Genomic DNA, 22,171 nt, shown 5'->3' on the forward strand with positions numbered 1-22,171 from the left:
GACATCACCAATATTTACAGATGAGTAAATTTACACATATGTATAAAAAATGCCAAGCTTGAAGCGCACGGAGCGATCCAGAAATCTGATCCTCGACGCAGCCGACAGAGCGTTCCGGGAATTTGGGTTTGAAAACACCTCGGTCGAGGATATCGCCGGGCGCGCCGGTTTGACCCGCAAGACCGTCTACAATCTATTCGGCTCGAAGGAGGACATCGCCTTCAGCCTCATCGCTCGCGTAGAGGCCAACGATGCCGGCTACCGCGAGCTGATGACGCGCAACATGAACGTCACCGAATTGCTGGAGCAGGTTCTGACGGACAGCGCGGACTGGTGCATGACCAATCCATCACTGGCACGCCTGGCGCTTGCGCCTTCCCTACGACCGTCCCTGGAGCCACCGTCCGAACGCCCCTCTTTTCAGGGGCTCGTCCGGGATATTCTTGCTCTTGGACAGCAGCAGGGCCTTGTCCGCAAGGACGAGGGAGCAAACTACATGGCGCTGGTCCTGCTTGGGATCTATGGCCAGGCGATGCTGAACTCCCTTGCGGGAGACGCGTTCGATCACAGTCAGGTGCGCCGACTTATCCGTATCGTCGTCGAGGGCATCGGCGAACAATCGTAGGCCCGCACCCGCGCTTGACGGTCAAGGACGGCTGCGGTAGCCGTCTACCTGCAGTCGCCTGTACAGCTCTGCCGTAGGCGTTACCGTCATCCAACGCGCCTTATCGAGAAGGTCCCGGCTGGGAGATCTCGATCACGAAGGCGCAACGGTATGTCCATTTTTCCTGCTCAGCGGCTGCTGGTCCGCTCGACACACTGCCTTGGCAAGCGCGCTCTTGCCAGGATGCATGCTGTCCTGCCGCTCACAGCCAGGCCCCCGTCCGCCTTTCTCAACGAGCACCTGAAAGGCAAAACCCATGAAAATGACTGGCAACACAATCCCCGTCACCGGCGGCACCAGCGGTATCGGCCGCGCGTTGGCCGAGGCTTTCCACACGCGCGGCAACCGCGTCATCATCACAGGGCGGCGGCAGTCGCTGCTTGATGAAATCACGGCAGGCCGGCCTGATTTGTTCGGCATGTCGCTCGATGTCACCGACCAAGCTTCGCTCTCTCGCCTCACCACTGACATCCGGGCCTATTTCCCCGACCTCAACATGCTCATCGCCAATGCCGGCATTTCGCGTGCGGAAGATATGACCGCCGACAACTGGGATGCCTCAGATGCCGAGGCGATCATCGAGACCAACATCCTGGGCATCTTGCGTGTGACAGCGGCGCTGCTGCCGACGTTGAAGGGGCAAACCAACGCGACGATCGTAGCTACCAGTTCGAACCTTGCCTTCGTGCCTCGGGCCGACTTCCCTGCCTATTGTGCCAGCAAGGCATTCCTGCACTCCTGGTTGCAATCGCTGCGGCATCAGCTCCGCAATGTGCCTGTGGAAGTGCTCGAACTCGCGCCGCCCTATGTGCAAACGCAACTTACGGGCGCCCGGCAAGCAACCGATCCGCGCGCCACGCCCGTCGATGTCTATGTCTCGGAGGTGATGCATCTGCTGGAACAGGAGGAGCATCCCAGAGGTGAAGTGCTGGTCGAACGCGACCGCGCGCGGCGGTGGGCCGAACGCGATGGCCTCTACGAAGCAACCTTCGCAGCCATGAATCCCACTTAAACAGCGGGACGGTGCGAGGTACCTTCTCGCCTGACGCCAAGAGCGGGAAGAATGCTGATCGACATACAGCCGGGCCGTTGGTCCGGCTTGTTGTCGATTACCACTCGTGCGCCGCTGCGCCGACCAGCGCCCATCCAACGGTTGCAGGCGCGAGAAAGGCAGGCCGCAAAGTAATGTTCACATTTGTTCAGCTCTTAGCCAGCGCTTCAGCGCTCCGATGTCGCCATCGCCCACCGCACGGGCGACGCGCCGGCCAACTGCTGCACCGAACTTGTAGCCGTGACCGGAACAGGCCGAAACAATCAGGCATTTGCCTTTTTCGCGCGCCAGGAATTTCTCGTCGGCGGTGAAGGTGTAGGCGCAGGTCACGACGTCGGTGACCCGGTATTCCTTGGTGCGGGCGATCGGCGGCGAAAACCGATCGCGGATCTGTTCGCCCTCCCCCGGTATCGGCACCCGGTTCCGGTCAGCATCGTCGGTCGGCACCTTGTGCAGACCCGAGCCGAACTTCATACCGGCACCGCGCGTCGGCGGAATCATGTAGCCGTCGGTCTTGCCGCCGACATCGAGGATGATGGGCGCGGCTTCCCAGGCAGCTCGAAGGTCGGCAGGCGGTTCCACATAAGCGAGCGCGGTGCGATAAGTCTTCAACTCATCGCCCAGTTCCGGAAACAGCTTCAGAACCCAGGCTCCGGCGGTGACGATCACGCGGTCTGCATGCAGGTTCTCGCCATTGGCGAGCGTCACCCGTCCGGCTTCGGCGTCCACCGCGACCACCTTGGAATTTTCGCACACATCAGCGCCGTGCGCACGCAGCCACTTCGCCAGCCCCGCCGCGATCTTGCGGCAATGCAGCGCGCCACCGTCCGGTGAAAAATAGGCATAACGAAAGGTGCCGGCTTTCAGGAAGGGCCAGCGCTCAACCGCAGCGTCGGGCGTCAGAAGTTCGATCGGCCAGCCGCCAGCCTCCATGCCTTCCCGATATTCTTCCGCCTCGTCGCCCGGTTCACGCGAGACACACAGGAAACCGCGATGATCGAGATGGTCTTCGCCGACGTCGCTCCACAATTCTTCCCAGGCGGCGTAGGCCTCGCTGATCAGTTGGCCATAACCTGTGTCCGCACGATAGGCGCGACGAATGATGCGATGATGATCTCCCGAAGCAGCCAACGGATTAGGAATAGGCCCTTGTTCCATAAGGATGACGCTGTGCCCGGCCTTGATCAGCGACCATGCTGTGGAGAGGCCGGCAATGCCGGCGCCGACGACGATGACGTTCATATTGGCAACAGTCCTCTCATGCGGGAAGGTAATATCAGTTCACAACCCCGGGGCGTTTCTTGCAACATCGTCTTGTCCGCATCGACTGTTCCGAAATCACCGATTTGCACGGTCTTTTTGCCGAAACCTTTGGCTTCCCAGATTTTTACGGCCGCAACTGGGATGCCTGGATCGATTGCATGTCGCATCTGGACGAACCAGATGCTGGCCTTTCGACCATCCATGTGGAAAAAGGCGGCATCGTCGTCATTCAGTTGGAGCAGGCTGAGGCGCTCAAACGCAGCCAACCGGATTTGCTCGTTGCCTTGTGCGAAAGCGCGGCCTTCGTGAACTGGCGACGCATTGAGGCCGGCGGTGATCCGATACTGTGCCTTTCCTTTGCAAGCTGAGACAGACTTATGCCGACCAAGCCAGCCTATCTCTCATTCGACCGGGCCAGCCGCCATGTCAGCCTCGACCCGCACGAGCCGGCGTTTGTACAGGATCCTTATGATGCCTATGCCTGGCTGCACGCCAACAGCCCGGCCTTTTTCTGGAAGGAATTCGGCTTCTGGTGCGTAGGCGGCTACGACACGGTCAACGGCCTGCTGCGCGACCGCCGCTTCGGCCGTCAGAACCCTGCCGGCATTCCAGACAGCCGTGGCCTCGACCAGGATCGCAGCCATTTGACCGCCTTCGACACCATTGAAGCCAACTCCATGCTGGAGTTGGAGCCGCCAGTGCACACAAGGCTGCGCACGCTGGTCAACCGTGCCTTCGTCTCGCGCCAGGTGGAGCGGCTGCGGCCACGCGTGGAAGCGCTCGCGAACGAACTGATCGATCGTTTCGAGTCCGGCGAACCGGTGGACCTTTTGCCCTCCTATGCCGCGCCGCTGCCGATCACCATCATCGCCGAGATGCTCGGCGTGCCAGTGGAGATGGGGCCGCAATTGCTCGCCTGGTCGCACCAGATGGTCGCCATGTACATGCACGGCCGCACCCGCGAGACCGAGGATACGGCCAACCGAGCGGCACGCGAATTCGCCGATTTCTTGCGTGGCTACGTCGCCGAACGGCGCAAGCAGCCAGGCGACGATCTGCTGTCGCTGCTGATCTCTGCCCAGGAAGACGGCCAGAAACTGACGGAAGACGAACTGATTTCCTCAACCATTCTGCTGCTCAATGCCGGCCATGAGGCAACCGTGCACCAGACCGGTAACGCCGTGCGCTCGATCCTGGTCCAGGGCGGTGATCCCCGCCGCTTCTTCACGTCGCCGGAGGCGACCGCTGCAACTGTCGAGGAATGCCTGCGCTACGACGCACCGCTGCACATGTTCACCCGCTACGCCTATCAGGAGATCGAGGTTGTACCGGGAGTGATCATAAAGCCGAACGAGCAGATCGGCCTTTTGCTCGGCATGGCCAATCGCGACCCTGCCGCCTATGCGGGGCCCGGCGCCTTTGATCCACAGCGCGGCGACCAGAAGAATGTCTCCTTCGGTGCCGGCATCCATTTCTGCATCGGAGCGCCATTGGCCAGACTGGAACTGCAGGTCTCGTTGAAGACGCTGTTCGAGCGCCTGCCGATGCTGCGGTTCGCCGAGGAGCCACAATTTCGCGACACCTACCACTTCCACGGGTTGGAGAAACTCAGCGTTCGCACCTGAACCCTCCTCGCATAGGCACTGTGTGAAGTTGCTCACGCCAGGGCTGCCGTTCCGTGCTATTCTGCGCTTTTAGCAGGCATTGTTTCGCATCGTACGTCTCGATGAGGGAGAGCGTGCACCATGCGGCAGGACAAGTATCTGCTCGGCCGTGGTCCGGCAGAGCAAGCAAGGCTGAAGCGGCAGATCGCCAACCTGGCGCCGGATTCCGACGCGCATCTCGAACGCGTCGGCATCAAGCTAGGTGAGCGGGTGATCGATCTCGGCTGCGGCCCGGGTGGCGTGCTTCACCTCCTCGGCAAGCGGGTCGGTGTGACTGGTTCGGTACTCGGTCTCGAGCGCAGCCCGCATTTCGTCGATATGGCGCGCCGCTTCGTGGCCGATCATGCGCTCCCGCAAGTCGAAGTACGTGAGGGCAATGCCTACGACACGGGATTGGAACGCGGCTCGTTTGACGGCGCGCATATGCGACTGGTCCTGGTCAATGTGCCGGAGCCGCATCGCATCGTACGCGAGATGGTAGCGCTGGTGCGGCCGGGCGGCTGGATCGCCAGCTTCGAGGCGGATTTCGTCGCCCATTTCTGCGATCCGCCGCTACCAGCCTGGGAGCGGCTGCTGAATGCCTACATCGCTTATTCAGAAGCGCAAGGCATCGATCTGTTCATTGGTCGTCGCTCGCATCGCCTGTTCCGCGAAGCGGGCCTCACCAACATAGACGTCGATGCCGTCTACCATGTCTATCCGCCCGGACACGACCGCCGGCCAATGCTCCACGAATTCATCAACAACGTGCGCGACAAGATGATCGACCAAGGCTTCGTCGCACAGGATGACCTCGAAACAGACATGGCCGCGCTTGAGACCCATCTGGCGAACCCCGACGTTCTGGTCACCTCGCACACTTTCTTCAGGCTGTCCGGCCGAGTGCCGGGATAGGTGATGGCGTCAGAGCTTGATGACGTATTCCTTGCGAGTCGTTTCAAGCACTTCCCAGCTTCCCTTGAAGCCGGGCCTGAGCACGAAACTGTCGCCGGCACGCACCGTGCGCGCCTCACCGCCCTCTTCCATGATCACGGAGACGCCAGCAAGGATGTGGCAGAACTCCCATTCGTCATAGGCGATGCGCCATTTGCCTGGCGTCGATTCCCAGATGCCCGCGTAGAGGATGCCGTCGCGTTCCTCGGCGTTCCAGGTGCGGAATTTCGGATCGCCCGAAACCAGACGATCCGGTGCCGGCGCGCCATGCTCCGGCTCCATGCCATCAAGGGAAACGGTGAGGAATTTCGGCTCGCTCATGAAAAGGCTCCGGTCTGATCCGGAGCCTTCTGTGCCATGCCGATCAGATTTTGGCGAGCGCCTGTTCGAGATCCGCAACGATATCGTTGACGTCCTCGATGCCGACCGAGAGACGCACGGTGTCCGGCCCCGCCCCAGCCGCCACCTTCTGTTCGTCGGAAAGCTGGCGATGCGTCGTCGAAGCCGGATGGATGACCAGCGACTTGGTATCGCCGATGTTGGCGAGATGCGAAAACAGCTCCAGCGCCTCGACGAATTTCACGCCGGCGTCATAGCCGCCCTTGAGACCGAAGGTGAAAGCCGCTCCCGCGCCCAGCGGCGAGTACTTCTTGTGCAATGCATTGTTCTTGTCGGTCGGCAGGCCGGGATAGGACACCCACGACACTTTCGGATGGTTCGCGAGCCAAGCAGCCACGGTCGCAGCATTGTCGCAGTGGCGCTGCATGCGCAGCGGCAGCGTCTCCAGACCGGTCAGGATCAGAAAGGCATTGAAAGGCGAGATCGCCGGACCGAAATCACGCAGGCCGAGCACCCGGGTTGCAATGGCAAAGGCGAAGTTGCCAAAGGTCTCGTGCAGCACCATGCCGCCATATTCGGGGCGAGGCTCGGACAGCATCGGATATTTGCCGGATTTCGACCAGTCGAAGGTGCCGCCATCGACGATGACGCCGCCGATGGAGTTGCCGTGACCGCCGATGAACTTGGTCAATGAGTGTACGACGATGTCCGCGCCATGCTCGATCGGGCGCACCAGATAGGGTGTGGCCAGCGTGTTGTCGACGACGAGCGGAATACCGTGCTTGCGGGCAATATCGCCCAGCTTTTCGATGTCGACGAATTCACCGTTCGGATTCGCCAGGCTCTCGGCGAAGATGAACTTGGTGTTTTCGTCGATCTGCTTCTCGAAGGTCGAGATATCGTTGGTGTCGCCCCAGCGTACCTCCCAGCCGAAGTTCTTGAAAGCATGGCCGAACTGATTGATCGAGCCGCCGTAGAGCCGGCGTGCGGCGACGAAGTTTTCGCCGGATTTCAGCAGCGTGTGCGCGACGAGAAGCTGCGCGGCATGGCCCGACGCCACGGCCAGCGCGGCCGTACCGCCCTCAAGTGCAGCGACGCGCTCTTCCAGCACCGCCTGGGTAGGGTTCATGATACGGGTGTAGATGTTGCCGAACGCCTTCAGGCCGAACAGCGAGGCAGCATGGTCGGCATCGTCGAAGACGTAGGACGTGGTTTGATAGATCGGCGTAGCGCGAGCGCCCGTGGCCGGATCGGGTTTGGCGCCGGCGTGAACCGCGAGCGTGTTGAAACCGGGTGCGCGCTGGCTCATCGAAAACCTCCTCAAATCGTCCAAAAATCGCCGGGCATTCTTGGGCGAGCCGCGCGTCGAATGCAAAGAAGATTTTGCCTGCCGGGCGCAATTTTTCAAACCCACAGCCAGAGTTTCGGCAAAAACGTGGAAAATTGTTGCTCGCTACTTCTGGCGAACCCCAAAACTCTGGAAACCTTGGCGCATGATGGGTTTTTTGGAGGAAAGCACGCCGGAATTGACGCCGTTCCAGCCGATCTCACCGGAGAGACGGCCATATTCGATCTTGGGGCAGCGGTTCATCACCACCTTGATACCCGCGGCCTCCGCCTTCGCTGCCGCGTCGTCATGGCGCACGCCGAGCTGCATCCAGATCACCTTGGGCAACGGATCGAGCGCCAAAGCCTCGTCGACGATGCCCGGCACAGCGGCCGGCGCGCGGAAGATGTCGACCATATCGATCGGCTCAGGAATGTCGGCCAGCCTGGCATAGGTCATGCGGCCGAGAATTTCCTTGCCGGCCTGGCCCGGATTGATCGGAAACACCGAAAAGCCTTTGGCAAGCATGTATTTAAGCACGAACCAGCTCGGCCGGACGTCATTGGCGGAGGCACCAACGATGGCGATGGTCTTCACTGAATTCAGGATGCCGGCGATATAGGCATTGTCGTAGGCGTCGTGGTTCATGCGGCATCCGGTGCGAAACGATAATGATAGCTGTAGAGCTCGGTGTTGAAGCCCAAAGCCCGGTAAACAGCAAGGGCTGGATGGTTGTCGGCCACAACCTGCAGGCAGGCCTTGTCGGCGCCTGCATCGCGCGCCCAATTCATCAGCGCTCCGACCGTGCGTCTGGCCAGCCCCTTGCCACGATGATCCGGATGGGTAGCGACGGATTCCACCACCAGCATGCCGTGGCAGAGCACACCATAGGCGATCGAGGCTGTACGCCCGCCAGCGCGTAAGGAGGCAAAGGCCTTGGGCATGCCGATCGCGGCCACCATGTCTCGGAAGATCAACGGATCCTTCGCCAGACGGTCGCGCAGGTCGAACCAGTTCTCGGTTGGTTCGGTCGTCACGACAGTGCCTTCGGAATAAAGGGGCGGTCGGGCCGCCAACAAAGCCAGCAACGTCAGCGTATTTGCCTGTGTGGTGTAGCCGCGCCGGTCAAGTTCGGCCGAAATCTCGCGTGTGAAATCGGTGAGACGGAAGACCGGCACCTGGCGGAAATCGCGATAGAACGTTTCGATCCTGTCGATGAGAGCTGCATTGCAATGGCGCTCTCCTGCCAGCGGATTGGCAGAATTGGTCCGGCGGATGCCACCGCCGGACCGGCGCAGCAACCAGCCGTCGGCGACTTGTTCCACCGCCGCGGGCCAAGCCTGACGACAGGCCTCCTCGACGTGCCAGACGGTGTTGGGCTGTATGTCGAGAACGAGGCCCTGGCTCATACGCTAAAAATGCCCGGAGTTTCGATGTAAGCGACATGGCCAAATGGCCGCATCACTCGCCTTTCCATTCCGGCTGCCGCTTGCCGATGAAGGCGCCGATGCCTTCCTCGGCGTCGCGCGCCAGCATGTTCTCCACCATCACACGCCCAGCGTAGTCATAGGCATCAGAAAGCCCCATTTCAGCCTGCGCGTAGAAGGCCTCCTTACCGGTTCGGATCGTCAAAGGCGATTTGGAAGCAATGGTTTGCGCGTATTTGGTCACGACCTGATTCAGGTATTCGCGCGGCACGATGCGGTTGATCAGGCCGAATTCCTTGGCAGTCGCGGCATCGATGGTCTCGCCGGTCAAAAGCATTTCCATGGCCTGCTTGCGCGAGACATTGCGCGACAGCGCCACCATCGGTGTCGAGCAGAACAGGCCGATGTTGACGCCCGGCGTGCAGAATGTCGCCTCGTGCGAAGCGATCGCCAGGTCACAGCTAGCGACAAGTTGCAGGCCCGCGGCTGTCGCGAGCCCGTCAACCACCGCGATCACGGGCTTGGGATGCCGTACAATGGCCTGCATAAGAGCGGAGCACGCGGCGAAGGTCTTTTCGAAAAAGGCCCTGCCCCGGTCGCCCTCATTGCGATGCGCGGTGAGTTCCTTGAGGTCGTGTCCGGCGCAGAACACCTTGCCAGATGCGGCAAGCACTATGACGCGCACTGAGCGGTCTTCGCGCAGCCGGTCGAATTCAGCCTGCAAGGCTGCCATGACCGCCAGCGACAGGGCATTGGCAGGCGGGCTGGCGAGCGTGATGCGGGCAATGCCGTTGGCCTGTTCGGCCAGCACCGGTCCGACGGGTTCGGTCTTGATGGCGAGGATTTCGGCCACGTTTTGATCTCCGCTGCCCGACGATCCAGCCGTCGGGTTCGTTCTCTATGGAACAAAAGAACTAGCACGCTGCCGATTGAAGGAAAGGCTACGAGCATGCTTTCTGACCTACGGGACCATAACAGGCGCAAGGCGAAAGCCGAAGCACCACGACAGCGAACGGACCATGCCATGCCGATGCAGGACGATCTCGAGCCGGTGCTGACAGCCGACGAAGCCAACGTACTGTTGAGATCCGTCTACCCACAGCTCAACAACGATTATCTGGCCTATGAAGCCATCGACATTTTTCCCGGTGGCTGCATAGTTCGCCTCAATGCGGACGAGAGGCACCTACGCCCCGGCGGTACGATATCCGGCCCTTGCCTGTTCACGCTGGCCGACATCGGCGGCTATGTGTGCGTGCTTTCTCATGCCGGACCGGATGCGCTATCCGTCACCACCAATCTCAACATCAATTTCATGCGCAAGGCCGAAGCAGGCCCAATTCTCGGCCACTGCCGCATTTTGAAACTGGGCAAAAGCCTGATGGTCTACGACATCGATATCATCGCCGGCGCGACGGGCCACACCGTCGCGCAGGCAACCGGCACTTATTCGATCCCGCCCAGGCGCTGATCGCGGTCAGTCGAGAACCGCCACTTTCAAATCGGCGAGGCTTTCGCGATCTGCCACGGCTTCGATGCCAATGATACGATCGCCCTTCAGCGTCACACGCAGAACCAGCAGCGTCTTGCCGCCAGCTTCCACCAGGACACCGAGGGCGCCGTCGAGCGTAGCCGGTTTCGCGCCGTGCGCACGGCCCTTGAAGTGGCCTGCAACCGCCTCCGGCCCACGCAGTTCTGCCTCCGAACCCAGCCGCATCGCCGCTTCATCGGCCCGGAACACGACGTCGGGATCGAGGATGGAAAGCAGCGCTTCGAAATTGCCATCGCGCGAAGCCGCAATGAAGGCTTCGACCACCCTACGCTGGCGGGCCCGATCTGCCTCCGGAGAGACAGGGGTACCCTGCACACGCTGGCGTGCACGGCTCGCAAGCTTGCGCGTTGCATCGGTCGTGCGTCCGACGATTGGCGCAATGTCGTCGAAGGGCAGATCGAACATGTCGTGCAACACGAACGCGACCCGCTCGGCAGGGCCAAGTGTCTCCAGGACGACCAACATCGCCAGTCCGACGGAATCTGCCATGGCGATCTGATATTCCGGATCATAGGAGACGGTTTCGGCGTCGGACGGCAGGCCGGGCTCGACATCCCCCATAGGTTCTTCACGACGCAATTTGCGCGAGCGCAGCATGTCCAGGCAGATACGCGCCACCACCGTTCTCAGCCAACCGCCGAGGTTCTCGACATCACCAACGTCGGTCCGGTTCAGTCGCAGCCATGCTTCCTGAACGGCGTCCTCGGCCTCCGATCGGGAACCGAGCATGCGGAAGGCGACGGCGCTCAGGTGACCGCGGTTCGCCTCGAACTGGCCTGCCAGAATCTTTTTTTCGTCCATCGGTCACATTCCCTGTCTGCCGTGCGTCAAGCCGATGACGAACGAAATCCGGCCGATGTGACCAACAGGCGCCGGAATCGTCGTGAACCCGATCTAACACGGAGATGAAAGCCATGCAGGCGAGAATGAAAAACCCCGTCTTTGTTATTCCGGAGGCAATGCAGGCGCTGACCGCGCTCAACAAGGCCACGGAAAAGAGCGGCCTTTCCGAGGTCACCACCAAGCTGGTCCATCTGCGTGCCAGCCAGATCAACGGCTGCAGCGTTTGCGTGGACATGCATGCGCAGGAATTGAAGAAGGCTGGCGAGACCGACCGCCGCATCTTCGCGGTTGCGGCCTGGCGCGACACGCCGTTCTTCAACGACGCCGAGCGAGCAGCACTCGCTTTGACCGAGGCCGTTACGCGCATTGCCGATCGTTCGGACGCTGTGCCGGATAATGTCTGGAACGAAGCCGCCAAATACTACGACGAAAAGGCCATATCCGGGCTGCTCCTGCAGATCGCGCAGATCAATGTGTGGAACCGGCTGAACGCCAGCGTGCGTCAGGTGGCGGGCGCTGCCTGGAATTGAGTGAGACACGCATTTGAAGGCCGGGCAAAAATGCTCCGGCCTTCAAAGCCGCTATTTGTTACGCTGCCTGGACATAGGCCAATATCCAAGTGGTGATTGCGGTCAAGAACACGCCAATCGCGGAGGCTTCGCGCAGAGAACCTGGTGACCCCAAATGGCGCAAAATGCCGCTGATCCAGTCCACAGGAATGTGGTAAAATAATACCTTTTGCATAAGCTATTGTTTTTTAATGAATTTTCACGGAGAACTCCACCTTTCATCGCTTGACGACATCCATCCTCTCTCCTATAAGCCCACGCAAAGCAGCGGCCCGCAAAGGCCGCCGTTTTGTTATTGGCGGCGGGCCGAGGCCGGCCGGCAATGAAAGCAACAAGAAACGCCTTCTTCTGAAGGTCCGAAACGAAAGCATGTAACCATGGCAACCTTTTCGCAGAAGCCTGCGGACGTGGTGAAGAAGTGGGTGCTGATCGACGCCGAGGGTCTCGTCGTCGGCCGTCTGGCATCGCTCGTCGCCAACATCCTCCGCGGCAAGAACAAGCCCACCTTCACGCCCCATGTCGACGACGGTGACAATGTCATCATCATTAATGCCGACAAGGTCGTTCTCACCGGCAAGAAGTACACCGACAAGGTCTACTACTGGCACACCGGTCACCCCGGCGGCATCAAGGAGCGCACTGCGCGCCAGCTGCTCGAAGGCCGCTTTCCCGAGCGCGTCCTCGAGAAGGCCGTTGAACGCATGATCCCGCGCGGTCCGCTCGGCCGTCGCCAGATGAAGAATCTCCGCGTCTATGCAGGCGCCGAGCATCCGCACACCGCCCAGCAGCCTGTGACGCTCGACGTCGGCGCGCTGAACGCCAAGAACAAGAGGGCTTGATTATGGCTGAGCTTTCCTCGCTCGCAGAACTCGGTTCGGTCGCGCAGACCGCGCAGCCGGCCGCTCCGGTCCATGTCCAGAAACTCGACAAGTCGGGCCGCGCCTATGCCACCGGCAAGCGCAAGGACGCAATCGCCCGCGTCTGGGTGAAGCCCGGCTCCGGCAAGATCACCGTCAACGACAAGGAATTCGGCGCTTACTTCGCGCGTCCGGTCCTGCAGATGATCCTCAACCAGCCGATCATCGCGGCCAACCGCGCCGGCCAGTACGACATCGTCGCCACGGTTACCGGCGGTGGTCTCTCCGGCCAGGCCGGTGCGGTGCGTCACGGCATTTCGAAGGCACTTACCTACTACGAGCCGGCGCTGCGCTCCGTGCTCAAGAAGGGTGGCTTCCTGACCCGCGACAGCCGTACCGTCGAGCGCAAGAAGTACGGCAAGGCCAAGGCCCGCCGCAGCTTCCAATTCTCGAAGCGCTAAGCGTTTCGCGGGATCGAAATCGAAAGGCCGCCTCCGGGCGGCCTTTTTTGCTTTTGTCGACAATAACCGGAGCAGTGCCGCCTCGTGGACCTAACTGGTCAATTGATGCTGGCCGTCGTTGTCGGCACTTCGGGCCGCCTTTCGCCGTAAGGTACGCGATAACCCTTGGCAGCCAGCCACTCGATCGCGGCGCGGGGCTCGTCGGTCTGGATGATGGTGGCGCCGCGTTCGGCCCAGAAGCCCCAGCTTTCAGCGGGCATGCCAGCAGCAACGGCCAGTTCATCGCCACGGCCGCCGGCGAGGAACCCACCCGGCTTGTTGAGGATGGCATAGGTGTTCGCCCACAGATGCCAGCCGCCGCGCACGGCGGCTGCGCGCATGCGGGTCGAAAACAGCGCGCCGCCAGTTTCGGTCAGCGTTTCAGCGCCATTGCGCCAATTGATCAGTTCCATCGCATGGGAATTGAAGGTACGGGCAACCTTCTCGACGAAAGCCGCATCGCGGACAGCATCGTCGGCGATAATCGGCATGAACTGAAAGCCTCTGCCCGCCGCCTTCAGCGCGGCTCCCACTTCTGTGATGCGGGCGTCGTTCCAGATGTTCTCCTTCACCACAACCTGCTCGGCCATGCCAAGCGCCTTCGCCTCGGCGATGATCCCCGGCAGCGCCTCGGTGCCAAGCTTGTTGTCGACATTGACCAGGATGCGGCCGCGGGTGACAGCGAGCAATTCGGCGAGCGTCGAGACGGTTTCACTTGTTTGGATGCGACCAGCCTCGACCACCAGCCGACAGCTTCTGAGTTCCACCAACGTGCGCTCGGCAGCCTCGCCTTTGCAAGTTGTGGTTCGGTCGAGCCAGCTATCATGCATGACGATGAGGGCGCCATCCTTGGAACGGCGCACATCGGCCTCGATCATCTCCGCGCCGGCCGCAATCGCATCCTCGACCGCAGCAAGCGAATTCTCCGGGAAGCGAGATTTGGCGCCTTGCAGGCCACCGGCGCGATGGGCGACGACCATGACATGATCGCGCCATTGATTGGCGTGCTGCAGACGGTCGAGGATGAGTGCCGTACGATCTTGCGCCGCGGCAACACCGAGCGTCATCGTCAGCATCGCGGCCAGTGCCGCGCCGAGCCGTGCCATCCGCATTGAGAATCGCTCCGTGCCGGATCAGTCGGCGCCGCTCATAGCGGTCCGGCATGACGGCGGCGTGAACGAAGCCGGCTTGCAAAGGACAACGATCAGAGCGCCGCGCGGCCCTTCGGACGCGCAAAGGACGCTCTAACACTTTGAATCCACGCATCGTGCTTTCCGAAATCGATTCCGATTTTCAGGCCGATGCGCTAGGGCGTGATGAGACGCTCTCGACCACCGGGTTCCACCATCCTGAGTCTGGTTTCAGCCCCGTCCGCGTCAAGGATGACGTAACTTTGGTCGTCGCCGCCGACAAAGCTCAGTCCGGCACCGGTCAGGGACGCACCCATCTTCACCGCAGGCTGGCCGTTGGGCTGCATCAACCGCAGCAAGGCCGTCTCGGTCACACCGTCGCCTGGAGGCTGGATGGTGATGGTAGCGCGCAACCGCCCTTCACCATCCACGATCTCCAGTCCGCTGCCTCGCAAGATGCGCGGCTCGCCTTGCGCAACCGCCGGCAGCACCCGGCCGAGCACGAGCCCGGCCAGCAAAAGGAGATTGGTCATAGTCAAGGCCGTCAGAACCATTTCGCGCTTCATTGCTGTTCCTCCCATCGCCATGGCCGGGTGAGAATAAGCGCTCTTCGTGGCCGAGCGATGAGGAATGAACGCTACCTCGCATGGTGATCATCCTGCCCAATAAAAAACCCCGGCCTGAGCCGGGGTTCTTCGAATGCATCATGCCAAGTCCGCCAAGCGGATGAGGCAATTACTGCGCCGTCTTGGCCTTCTCCTGCTCTTCCTTGAGCTTCTTGGAGAAGTCCTGATTGTTCTTGTTGACGAACTCCTGCAGCTTCTTCTGGCGATCCTCCAGATCCGACTGCTGCATGGCCGGGCCGTCGAAAGCGGTGCCGAAGCCAGTCAGCGGAATCTTGATCGGGTTCGGCTGGTTCTGGAAGTTGATCGAGGTCAGCGTGATCTGCTGGCCCTTCTTGAAGGAGGTGACGAGCTGATCGGTCAGCGGCACCTCGGCAACGCAGCGGTCAGGGAAGCAGATGACATAGTCGAGCTTCTGCGGCTTGCCGTTGTCGACCTGCAGGCCAATGCCGGGAGGAACCAGGCGGCCGGTCGGCACTGTGACCTGGAAGACCTTGCGGTTCACCTTGCCGCGCAGGTCGATCAGGCTGACGCCGGTGAGCAACTGGCCGTTGCCTGCGGTCTGGATGTTCTGCACGTTGCAGATGTCGACGTCTTCCTGCTTGGTGCAGGCCTTGAACCAACCCTGCGGGATCTGCTGCTGAGCAGAAGCAGCCGGAACGCCTGCACCCAGGATGCCGACAACGCCAGCGGCCATGAGCGAAAGACGATGAGCTATGCTGTTCAGGCTCTTCATATGATGAACTTCCTCTACCTTGATCCCCGTAGCGGCCTTCAGACCTTGGCGTGCTACCTCTTGCCCAAATGAGGCAACAGAATGACTTCGCCCGGCGTGTTACACTGGCATTGTTCCTGAATCCAGTCCAATCGCGGCATTTCTTGACTATGGCCACGGTACGGCCACAGCTCATGCTAGGTTGCGTCTCGAATCACACATTCCGTTCGAGGATACGGCATGAGCCGCTCGTTTTACTGGCTGACCGCCGCGCTTCTCCTGGCTAGCAGCCCATCGGCCTTGGCTGAGCCTAAGCACGGCATCGCCATGCAGGACGAGCCGAAATTGCCAGCCGGCTTCACGCATTTTCCCTACGCGAACCCTGACGCCCCGAAGGGTGGAAACATAACCTATTGTGTGGTCGGGTCCTTCGATAATCTCAACCCGTTCATCATCAAGAGTTTGCGCACGACGGCGCGCGGAATGATCGACACTATCTACGGCAACCTCGTCTTCGAACCGCTGATGCAGCGCAATTTTGACGAGCCCTTCGGTCTTTATGGCCTGCTTGCCGACAGCGTCGACATGGACCCGGAGCGCAAATGGATCGAGTTTCACATCGACCCCAAGGCCAAATGGTCGGACGGGCAGCCAGTAACTCCGGAAGACGTGCTGTTCACCTATGACGTCTTCACCGAAAAGGGTCGTCCGCCCTATTCGGATCGCATGAAGCGGGTGGAGAAGCTTGAAAAGACCGGCGAGCGCAGCGTTCGCTTCACCTTCAACGAGCTGTCGGACCGCGAATTCCCGCTGATCATCGCGATGACGCCGATCATCCCGAAACATGCCTTCGACAAGGACACGTTCGACAGGACGACCTTGAAGCCGTTGATCGGTTCGGGCCCGTATACGGTCGACAAGGTGGTTCCCGGCCAACGCATCATCTTCAAGCGCAATCCGGATTATTGGGGCAAGGATACCCCCTCCAAACGGGGCTTCGACAATTTCGATCGCATCACGATCGAATATTTCCTCAATTCCAACGCCCAGCTTGAAGCGTTCAAAAAGGGAATCTGCGCCGTCAATATGGAGACCGACCCAGTCAAACGCGAGCGCGACATGGATTTTCCCGCCTTCAAGCGGGGCGAAGTCGTGGCAGAAACGTTCAAGAGCGGCATTCCACCGGTTGTCACTGGCTTCCTGTTCAACACCCGCCTGCCGAAATTCGCGAATGTCGAGGTGCGCCACGCCCTCGGCATGCTCTACGACTTCGAATGGGCCAACAAGAACCTTTTCAACAACCGCTACGCACGCCTGAAGAGCTTCTGGCAGGATTCGGAACTTTCGGCGCTCGGCCATCCCGCTGGCGACAAGGAAAAGGAGCTTTTGGCACCTTATCCCGGTCGTGTGCCTGCCGATGTCATGGACGGCACCTGGCTGCCACCGGTCACGGACGGCAGCGGCCAAGACCGCAAGGTGCTCAAGACGGCGTTCGAGATCTTGAAGGGCCAAGGCTACCATATTGAAAATGGTCAGATGCTCGACCCGCAAGGTGAACCTTTCGCTTTCGAAATCCTCACCTCTTCTCAGGACGAAGAACGCCTCGCTTCGCTCTACCAGCGCACGCTGGGCAAGATCGGCATCGCCGTCTCGATCCGTTCGCTCGACGGCGACCAGATCCAGTCACGCAAGCAACGCTACGATTTCGACGTCCTGATCGGCGCCAGCGGCTTCAACAATTCTCTGTCGCCCGGCATCGAACAGCGGTTCCGCTGGGGATCGGAAGCGGCGAAGGTCGACGGCTCGTTCAATCTGGCCGGCGTCGCCGAACCCGCGGTGGATTCCGCGATCAATGCGATGCTCAACGCGCGCACCAAGGAAGATTTCGTTGCCGCGGTGCGCGTGCTCGACAGGCTGCTGATCTCGGGCAACTATATGGTGCCGATGCAGTACAACCCCGATCAGTGGGTCGCCTACTGGAAATATCTGGAGCATCCCAAGGTAACGCCGCTGTTCGGCTACCAGTTGCCGGTATGGTGGCGCAAACCGAACTGACCCTGGAGCGTTTCCAATTTTCTCGGAAACGAGGAAACGCTCTAGTTCTTTGTTACGCAATCCCGGACAGAAAACCGAAACGCACTTTTCCTGGAATTTCTATACCGCGAAAGGATGAAGCGATGAGCGATACCCTGAGCATCGACGTGGTGTCGGATGTCGTCTGCCCTTGGTGCTTCCTTGGCCAGAAGCGGTTGCAGCATGCGATCGAAAGCCTGAAGGATGTGAGCGTCGAGGTGCGCTGGCGGCCGTTTCAGCTCGACCCGACCATCCCGCCGGAAGGCAAGGACCGCAAGGCCTACATGCAGGCCAAGTTCGGCGACGGCGACCGCTTGAAGCAGATCCATGCCAACCTGGTCTCGCTGGGCGCGGTGGAAGGCATTTCCTTCGACTTTGACGCCATCAAAGTGGCGCCCAATACGCTGAACGCGCACCGCGTCATCCGCTGGGCGGGAACGGCCGGCGTCGCCGTCCAGAATAAGTTGGTCGAGCGATTGTTCGGCGCCTACTTCGAGCGTGGCGAGAACACAGGGGATCCAGATGTGTTGATCGAGGCAGCGCGCGAAGCTGGCATGGACATCGCCATCGTCGAAACACTGCTGCCGACCGATGCGGACGCCGAAGCGGTGCGCGCCGAGATCGCGACTGCCTCGCGCATGGGCATCACCGGTGTGCCGTGCTTCCTGATCGAAGGGCGTTATGCGGTAATGGGCGCGCAGGATACGGAAACGCTCGCCGATGCGATCCGCCAGATTGCCGAAGCCAAGGCACGCGGTGAACTGGAAAAGGTGGTTTAGCTTCGAAGCTACGCCACCAATTTCGCAAGCTGCGTTATGACAACTGCCGCTCCCGCCAAGCGCTTCTCTGCAGTCGGCCAGTCGCGGATAAAGACCACGCTTTGATCCGGCCTGATCTTGGCCAACGAGCCCTGCTCGCCGATGAACTTGACCAGCCCCACGGGATTGGCGAATTCCTTCTTGCGGAACTGGATGACGACACCCTTCGGACCGGCGTCGAGCTTCTCGACATTGGCCTTGCGACACAGCGCCTTGATGAAGACGATTTTCAACAGGTGCTTCACCTCTTCCGGCAGCGGGCCGAAGCGATCGATCAATTCGGCGCCGAAGGCGTCGATCTCCTCGGTCGTCTCCAGATCGCCAAGGCGCCTATAAAGAGCGAGCCTGAGCTGCAGGTCCGGTACGTAGCCTTCGGGGATCATGACGGCAGTGCCGACAGTGATCTGTGGCGACCAGCCGGTATCGGCCACCTCGCCGGAGTCCTTCACTTCCGCAACCGCCTCCTCCAACATCTGCTGGTAGAGTTCGAAACCGACTTCCTTGATGTGGCCTGACTGCTCCTCGCCAAGCAGATTGCCGGCGCCTCGGATGTCGAGGTCGTGGCTGGCGAGCTGGAATCCTGCCCCCAACGTATCGAGCGACTGCAGCACCTTGAGGCGACGGTCGGCCGTGTCGGTGAGCTTCTTGTTCGCCGGCAGCGAAAACAGCGCATAGGCGCGCACCTTAGAACGGCCGACGCGGCCACGCAGCTGATAGAGCTGGGCGAGACCGAACATGTCGGCGCGGTGCACGATCAACGTGTTGGCAGTCGGAATATCGAGACCGGACTCCACGATCGTGGTGGAGAGCAGCACGTCGTACTGGCCGTCATAGAAGGCGTTCATGATATCGTCGAGTTCGCCCGGCGGCATCTGGCCATGAGCCACGGCCACTTTGAGCTCCGGTACCTCGGCCTTGAGGAAATCGTGGATCTCGGAGAGATCCGAGATACGCGGCACGACATAGAATGAATGGCCGCCACGATAACGCTCACGCAGCAGTGTCTCGCGGATGACCAGCGGATCGAACGGTGAAATGAAAGTGCGCACAGCCATGCGGTCCACCGGCGGCGTGGCTATCAGCGACAGCTCGCGCACGCCCGTCAGAGCCAGTTGCAACGTGCGCGGGATCGGCGTCGCCGACAGCGTCAGCACATGCACGTCGCTCTTCAGTTCCTTCAGCCGCTCCTTGTGCTTGACGCCGAAATGCTGCTCCTCGTCGATGATTAACAGACCAAGGCTCTTGAAGGAGATGGAGGAACCCAGCAGCGCATGGGTACCGACGACGATGTCGACCGTACCGTCGGCGACACCCTTCTTGGTTTCGGCCAGCTCCTTGGCGCCGACAAGCCGGGAGGCCTGACGCACGCGGATCGGCAGACCTGAGAAGCGCTGTGAGAAAGTCTTGAAATGCTGGCGCGACAGAAGTGTGGTCGGCACCACCACAGCCACCTGGAAACCTTCCATGGCTGCGATGAAGGCGGCACGCAGTGCCACTTCGGTCTTGCCGAAGCCGACGTCGCCACAGATCAGGCGGTCCATCGGCCGGCCGGCGGAAAGATCGTCAGTGACCGCGTCGATCGCCGACTGCTGGTCGTCGGTCTCCTCGTAGGGGAAACGCGCGGCGAATTCGCCATAGAGCCCGTCTGCCGGCACCATGCTCGGCGCGGCCCGCATCTGGCGCTCGGCGGCGATGCGGATCAACTGGCCGGCCATGTCGAGCAGGCGGCGCTTCAGCCGCGCCTTACGCGCCTGCCAGGCTCCGCCGCCCAGCTTGTCGAGCGTGGCTTCCGCCGAATCCGAACCGTAGCGGGACAAAAGCTCGATGTTTTCGACAGGCAGGAAGAGCCGGTCGTCGCCAGCATAGCGAATTTCCAGGCAATCGTGCGGTGCGCCTGCGGCCTCGATGGTTTTCAGGCCGACGAAGCGGCCGATGCCGTGATCGGCATGGACGACGATGTCGCCATGCGACAGCGAGGCGGCCTCGGCAATGAAATCGGCGGCCCGCTTCTTGCGCTTGGAGCGGCGCACCAGCCGGTCACCCAGAATGTCCTGTTCGGCGACGACAACCAGAGTGTCGGTCTCGAAGCCGGTTTCCAAGGGTAGCACAGCAAGACCAGCCTCGCCCGGCGACAGCTTTTCCGCCTCTGCCAGCGACGCGACTTGCTTGATGTTGCCGAGATGGTGTTCAGCCAGAATCTGACCGAGCCGATCGAGCGAGCCTTCGGTCCAACCGGCAACGATGACGCGGCGCTTGGCGGCACGCTCCTCGGCGATGTGTTTCACCGCCACGTCAAAAACATTGGCATTGGGGTCGGCGCGTTCTTCGGCGAAGGAGCGGCCGGCGCGTGAGCCGGCGTGAAAAACCTTGCGGCCGCCGGCGTCCGGCGCATCAAAGGGCGTGAGTTCGATCTGCTCACGCGCTCCAGTTGCCGCCTTCACATCGTCGGGCGTCAAATACATCAGTGCTGGAGCCACCGGCTTGTAAGGCACTGCATCCTTGAGTGCGGCATCGGCTTGTTTGCGCCGCGCCTCGTAGTGATCGAGGATGAGATCGTGCCGTTCGGTCAGCGCCTCATGCGCAAGGTGATCGAACACCACCGGCGCGTCCGGCAGATAATCGAACACCGTTTCCAGCCGCTCGTAGAAGAATGGCAGCCAGTGTTCCATACCGGCAAAGCGGCGCCCTTCGGAGACTGCCGCATAAAGCCCATCGTCTCGCGACGGCGCGCCGAAAGCCTCGATATAGGAGCGGCGGAACCGGCTGATGGCTTCGGCAGTCAATGCCACTTCGCTCATCGCCTGCAGCGTCATCGACTTGCGCTGGCCGGTGGTGCGCTGGCTGGCGACATCGAAGCTGCGTATCGATTCTAGCGTATCGCCGAAGAAGTCGAGGCGCAGGCCCTCGCTCCAGCCGGGAGCATAGAGATCGAGGATGCCACCGCGTACGGCGAATTCACCGACATCGCGCACCGTCGGCACGCGCTCGAAGGCGGAATTCTCGAGCCGCGAAATCAGCTTGTTCATGTCGACCTGGTTGCCGGGTCTGGCATGGAAAGTCTGACCTTCCAGCAATTCAGCAGGCGGCATGCGCTGCAACAGCGCATTGACGGTGGTCAGCACGATGGCGCGGTGCGGCTTCCTGGCCAGGGCGATCATCGCCGCCAGCGCATCCAATCGCCGGGCGGCTGCATCGGAGCCCGGCGAAACGCGGTCATAGGGCAAGCAGTCCCAGGCTGGCAGCTCCAACACGGGCAAGCCAGGCGCGGCAAAGGCAAGCGCCTCGACGATGGCCGGCAGGCGTTGGCCGTCCCGAGCGACGAACAGCAACGGTCCATCCGCCGCGATTTCACTTGCCGCCCGCACCAACGCGAAGGCTTCGAAGCCGTCGGCAACGCCATCGACGATATAGGAGGCGACGCGGCCCTTGGGCAGGCCGATTTTGGGAATCAGACTCATTGTCGTTTCAGAATTCGAGCGTTTGGCGCGACGCCAGGATTTTTTGCAGGATCGGCAAGCCGATGTCACCGGGAACCGGCTCGCCACCGGTCAGCCAGGGCATCAGCACCGTGTCGGGGATTTCGAGGAGCCTTTCATATTGGTCGATCTCGTCGGCGGTCAAGCCGCCGATCTCGCGCTCCGCGAAGTTGCCAAGAATGAGATCCATCTCGCGCATGCCACGATGCCAGGAGCGGAACAGGAGTTTCTTGCGGTGCGGATCCAGCTCATTGTTCGCCAATCTTGCGTTCGCCAGCCTTGCGTTCGATTGTGTCGTTACGGTCATGGCGGCGGCATCCCTCACTTGCAGGGCGCATATAGCGTGG

At 61.1% G+C, this 22,171-nt stretch carries 23 protein-coding genes; 11 read left to right on the plus strand and 12 right to left on the minus strand.

All coding sequences use genetic code 11. The annotated features are described in order from the left end of the window. The first annotated feature begins 49 nt into the window (after positions 1-49). Together AO692_RS03790 and AO692_RS03795 are read left to right on the plus strand one after the other, a co-directional pair. Positions 50-625, plus strand: coding sequence for a TetR/AcrR family transcriptional regulator (locus AO692_RS03790; protein ID WP_054308711.1), 576 nt, complete (start codon positions 50-52; stop codon positions 623-625). Between the two features lie 295 nt (positions 626-920). Then, positions 921-1,676, plus strand: coding sequence for an SDR family NAD(P)-dependent oxidoreductase (locus AO692_RS03795; protein ID WP_054308712.1), 756 nt, complete (start codon positions 921-923; stop codon positions 1,674-1,676). Between the two features lie 177 nt (positions 1,677-1,853). On the opposite strand, the gene AO692_RS03800 is transcribed toward AO692_RS03795, so the two are convergent. Then, positions 1,854-2,957 carry an FAD-dependent oxidoreductase gene (locus AO692_RS03800; RefSeq protein WP_054308713.1) on the minus strand — a complete coding sequence of 368 codons (1,104 nt, stop codon included), beginning with the start codon at positions 2,955-2,957 and terminating at the stop codon, positions 1,854-1,856. Between the two features lie 104 nt (positions 2,958-3,061). Between AO692_RS03800 and AO692_RS03805 the strand changes: the two genes are divergently transcribed. From AO692_RS03805 to AO692_RS03815, 3 genes are all read left to right on the plus strand, one after another. Next, positions 3,062-3,346 carry a barstar family protein gene (locus AO692_RS03805; protein ID WP_244483277.1) on the plus strand — a complete coding sequence of 95 codons (285 nt, stop codon included), beginning with the start codon at positions 3,062-3,064 and terminating at the stop codon, positions 3,344-3,346. Between the two features lie 9 nt (positions 3,347-3,355). Next, complete coding sequence (locus AO692_RS03810) at positions 3,356-4,603, plus strand: cytochrome P450 (RefSeq protein ID WP_054308715.1); 1,248 nt, start codon at positions 3,356-3,358, stop codon at positions 4,601-4,603. Between the two features lie 120 nt (positions 4,604-4,723). After that, positions 4,724-5,536, plus strand: a complete 813-nt coding sequence (locus AO692_RS03815) for a methyltransferase domain-containing protein (protein ID WP_054308716.1) — start codon at positions 4,724-4,726, stop codon at positions 5,534-5,536. Between the two features lie 9 nt (positions 5,537-5,545). Here the strand turns inward: AO692_RS03815 and AO692_RS03820 are convergent, their stop codons facing one another. The 5 genes from AO692_RS03820 to AO692_RS03840 form a co-directional block, all read right to left on the minus strand. Then, positions 5,546-5,896: a cupin domain-containing protein gene (locus tag AO692_RS03820; protein ID WP_054308717.1), complete on the minus strand. Its 351-nt coding sequence runs from the start codon at positions 5,894-5,896 to the stop codon at positions 5,546-5,548. 43 nt (positions 5,897-5,939) lie between these two features. Further along, positions 5,940-7,223 carry an O-acetylhomoserine aminocarboxypropyltransferase gene (locus tag AO692_RS03825; protein ID WP_054308718.1) on the minus strand — a complete coding sequence of 428 codons (1,284 nt, stop codon included), beginning with the start codon at positions 7,221-7,223 and terminating at the stop codon, positions 5,940-5,942. 144 nt (positions 7,224-7,367) lie between these two features. Further along, entirely contained in the window at positions 7,368-7,889 is a 522-nt protein-coding gene (locus tag AO692_RS03830) for a CoA-binding protein (protein WP_054308719.1), read from the minus strand. Further along, positions 7,886-8,650: a GNAT family N-acetyltransferase gene (locus tag AO692_RS03835; RefSeq protein ID WP_054308720.1), complete on the minus strand. Its 765-nt coding sequence runs from the start codon at positions 8,648-8,650 to the stop codon at positions 7,886-7,888. The genes AO692_RS03830 and AO692_RS03835 overlap by 4 nt, the downstream gene beginning before the upstream one ends. A gap of 52 nt (positions 8,651-8,702) precedes the next feature. Further along, positions 8,703-9,521: an enoyl-CoA hydratase gene (locus AO692_RS03840; RefSeq protein ID WP_054308721.1), complete on the minus strand. Its 819-nt coding sequence runs from the start codon at positions 9,519-9,521 to the stop codon at positions 8,703-8,705. A 171-nt stretch (positions 9,522-9,692) separates the two neighbouring features. Between AO692_RS03840 and AO692_RS03845 the strand changes: the two genes are divergently transcribed. After that, complete coding sequence (locus AO692_RS03845) at positions 9,693-10,139, plus strand: PaaI family thioesterase (protein WP_054309429.1); 447 nt, start codon at positions 9,693-9,695, stop codon at positions 10,137-10,139. A 6-nt stretch (positions 10,140-10,145) separates the two neighbouring features. Here the strand turns inward: AO692_RS03845 and AO692_RS03850 are convergent, their stop codons facing one another. Beyond that, a complete protein-coding gene (locus tag AO692_RS03850) occupies positions 10,146-11,021 on the minus strand; it encodes a sigma-70 family RNA polymerase sigma factor (protein ID WP_054308722.1) in 876 nt (291 codons plus the stop codon). 113 nt (positions 11,022-11,134) lie between these two features. Between AO692_RS03850 and AO692_RS03855 the strand changes: the two genes are divergently transcribed. The 3 genes from AO692_RS03855 to rpsI all read left to right on the plus strand — a co-directional run bounded on the left by AO692_RS03855 (position 11,135) and on the right by rpsI (position 12,950). After that, a complete protein-coding gene (locus tag AO692_RS03855; protein WP_054308723.1) occupies positions 11,135-11,593 on the plus strand; it encodes a carboxymuconolactone decarboxylase family protein in 459 nt (152 codons plus the stop codon). Positions 11,594-12,009: 416 nt separating this feature from the next. Then, positions 12,010-12,471 carry a 50S ribosomal protein L13 gene (gene rplM / locus AO692_RS03860; protein ID WP_054308724.1) on the plus strand — a complete coding sequence of 154 codons (462 nt, stop codon included), beginning with the start codon at positions 12,010-12,012 and terminating at the stop codon, positions 12,469-12,471. Positions 12,472-12,473: 2 nt separating this feature from the next. Further along, a complete protein-coding gene (gene rpsI / locus AO692_RS03865) occupies positions 12,474-12,950 on the plus strand; it encodes a 30S ribosomal protein S9 (RefSeq protein ID WP_054308725.1) in 477 nt (158 codons plus the stop codon). 98 nt (positions 12,951-13,048) lie between these two features. Here rpsI and AO692_RS03870 read toward each other — a convergent pair whose 3' ends face one another. The 3 genes from AO692_RS03870 to AO692_RS03880 form a co-directional block, all read right to left on the minus strand. Next, the gene (locus AO692_RS03870) at positions 13,049-14,065 is read right to left on the minus strand and encodes a glycerophosphodiester phosphodiesterase family protein (protein ID WP_244483278.1); all 1,017 of its coding nucleotides are present in this window, start codon (positions 14,063-14,065) and stop codon (positions 13,049-13,051) included. A gap of 230 nt (positions 14,066-14,295) precedes the next feature. Further along, positions 14,296-14,685, minus strand: a complete 390-nt coding sequence (locus AO692_RS03875; RefSeq protein WP_054308727.1) for a hypothetical protein — start codon at positions 14,683-14,685, stop codon at positions 14,296-14,298. 169 nt (positions 14,686-14,854) lie between these two features. Beyond that, on the minus strand, positions 14,855-15,478 hold the full coding sequence (locus tag AO692_RS03880; protein WP_054308728.1) for an invasion associated locus B family protein: 624 nt from the start codon (positions 15,476-15,478) through the stop codon (positions 14,855-14,857). A 219-nt stretch (positions 15,479-15,697) separates the two neighbouring features. Here AO692_RS03880 and AO692_RS03885 point away from each other — a divergent pair, with 219 nt between their 5' ends. Both AO692_RS03885 and AO692_RS03890 read left to right on the plus strand, forming a co-directional pair. Next, positions 15,698-17,512 (plus strand): extracellular solute-binding protein, encoded by a 1,815-nt coding sequence (locus AO692_RS03885; RefSeq protein ID WP_054308729.1) that lies wholly within the window; start codon positions 15,698-15,700, stop codon positions 17,510-17,512. Positions 17,513-17,634: 122 nt separating this feature from the next. Next, positions 17,635-18,309 (plus strand): DsbA family oxidoreductase, encoded by a 675-nt coding sequence (locus tag AO692_RS03890; RefSeq protein WP_054308730.1) that lies wholly within the window; start codon positions 17,635-17,637, stop codon positions 18,307-18,309. A gap of 8 nt (positions 18,310-18,317) precedes the next feature. Here the strand turns inward: AO692_RS03890 and mfd are convergent, their stop codons facing one another. Both mfd and AO692_RS03900 read right to left on the minus strand, forming a co-directional pair. Next, the gene (gene mfd / locus AO692_RS03895) at positions 18,318-21,806 is read right to left on the minus strand and encodes a transcription-repair coupling factor (RefSeq protein ID WP_054308731.1); all 3,489 of its coding nucleotides are present in this window, start codon (positions 21,804-21,806) and stop codon (positions 18,318-18,320) included. 7 nt (positions 21,807-21,813) lie between these two features. Then, complete coding sequence (locus AO692_RS03900) at positions 21,814-22,131, minus strand: succinate dehydrogenase assembly factor 2 (protein ID WP_054308732.1); 318 nt, start codon at positions 22,129-22,131, stop codon at positions 21,814-21,816. Positions 22,132-22,171: the final 40 nt, after the last annotated feature.

The organism is Mesorhizobium sp. 1M-11, from assembly GCF_001303895.1.
Lineage (GTDB): Bacteria > Pseudomonadota > Alphaproteobacteria > Rhizobiales > Rhizobiaceae > Mesorhizobium.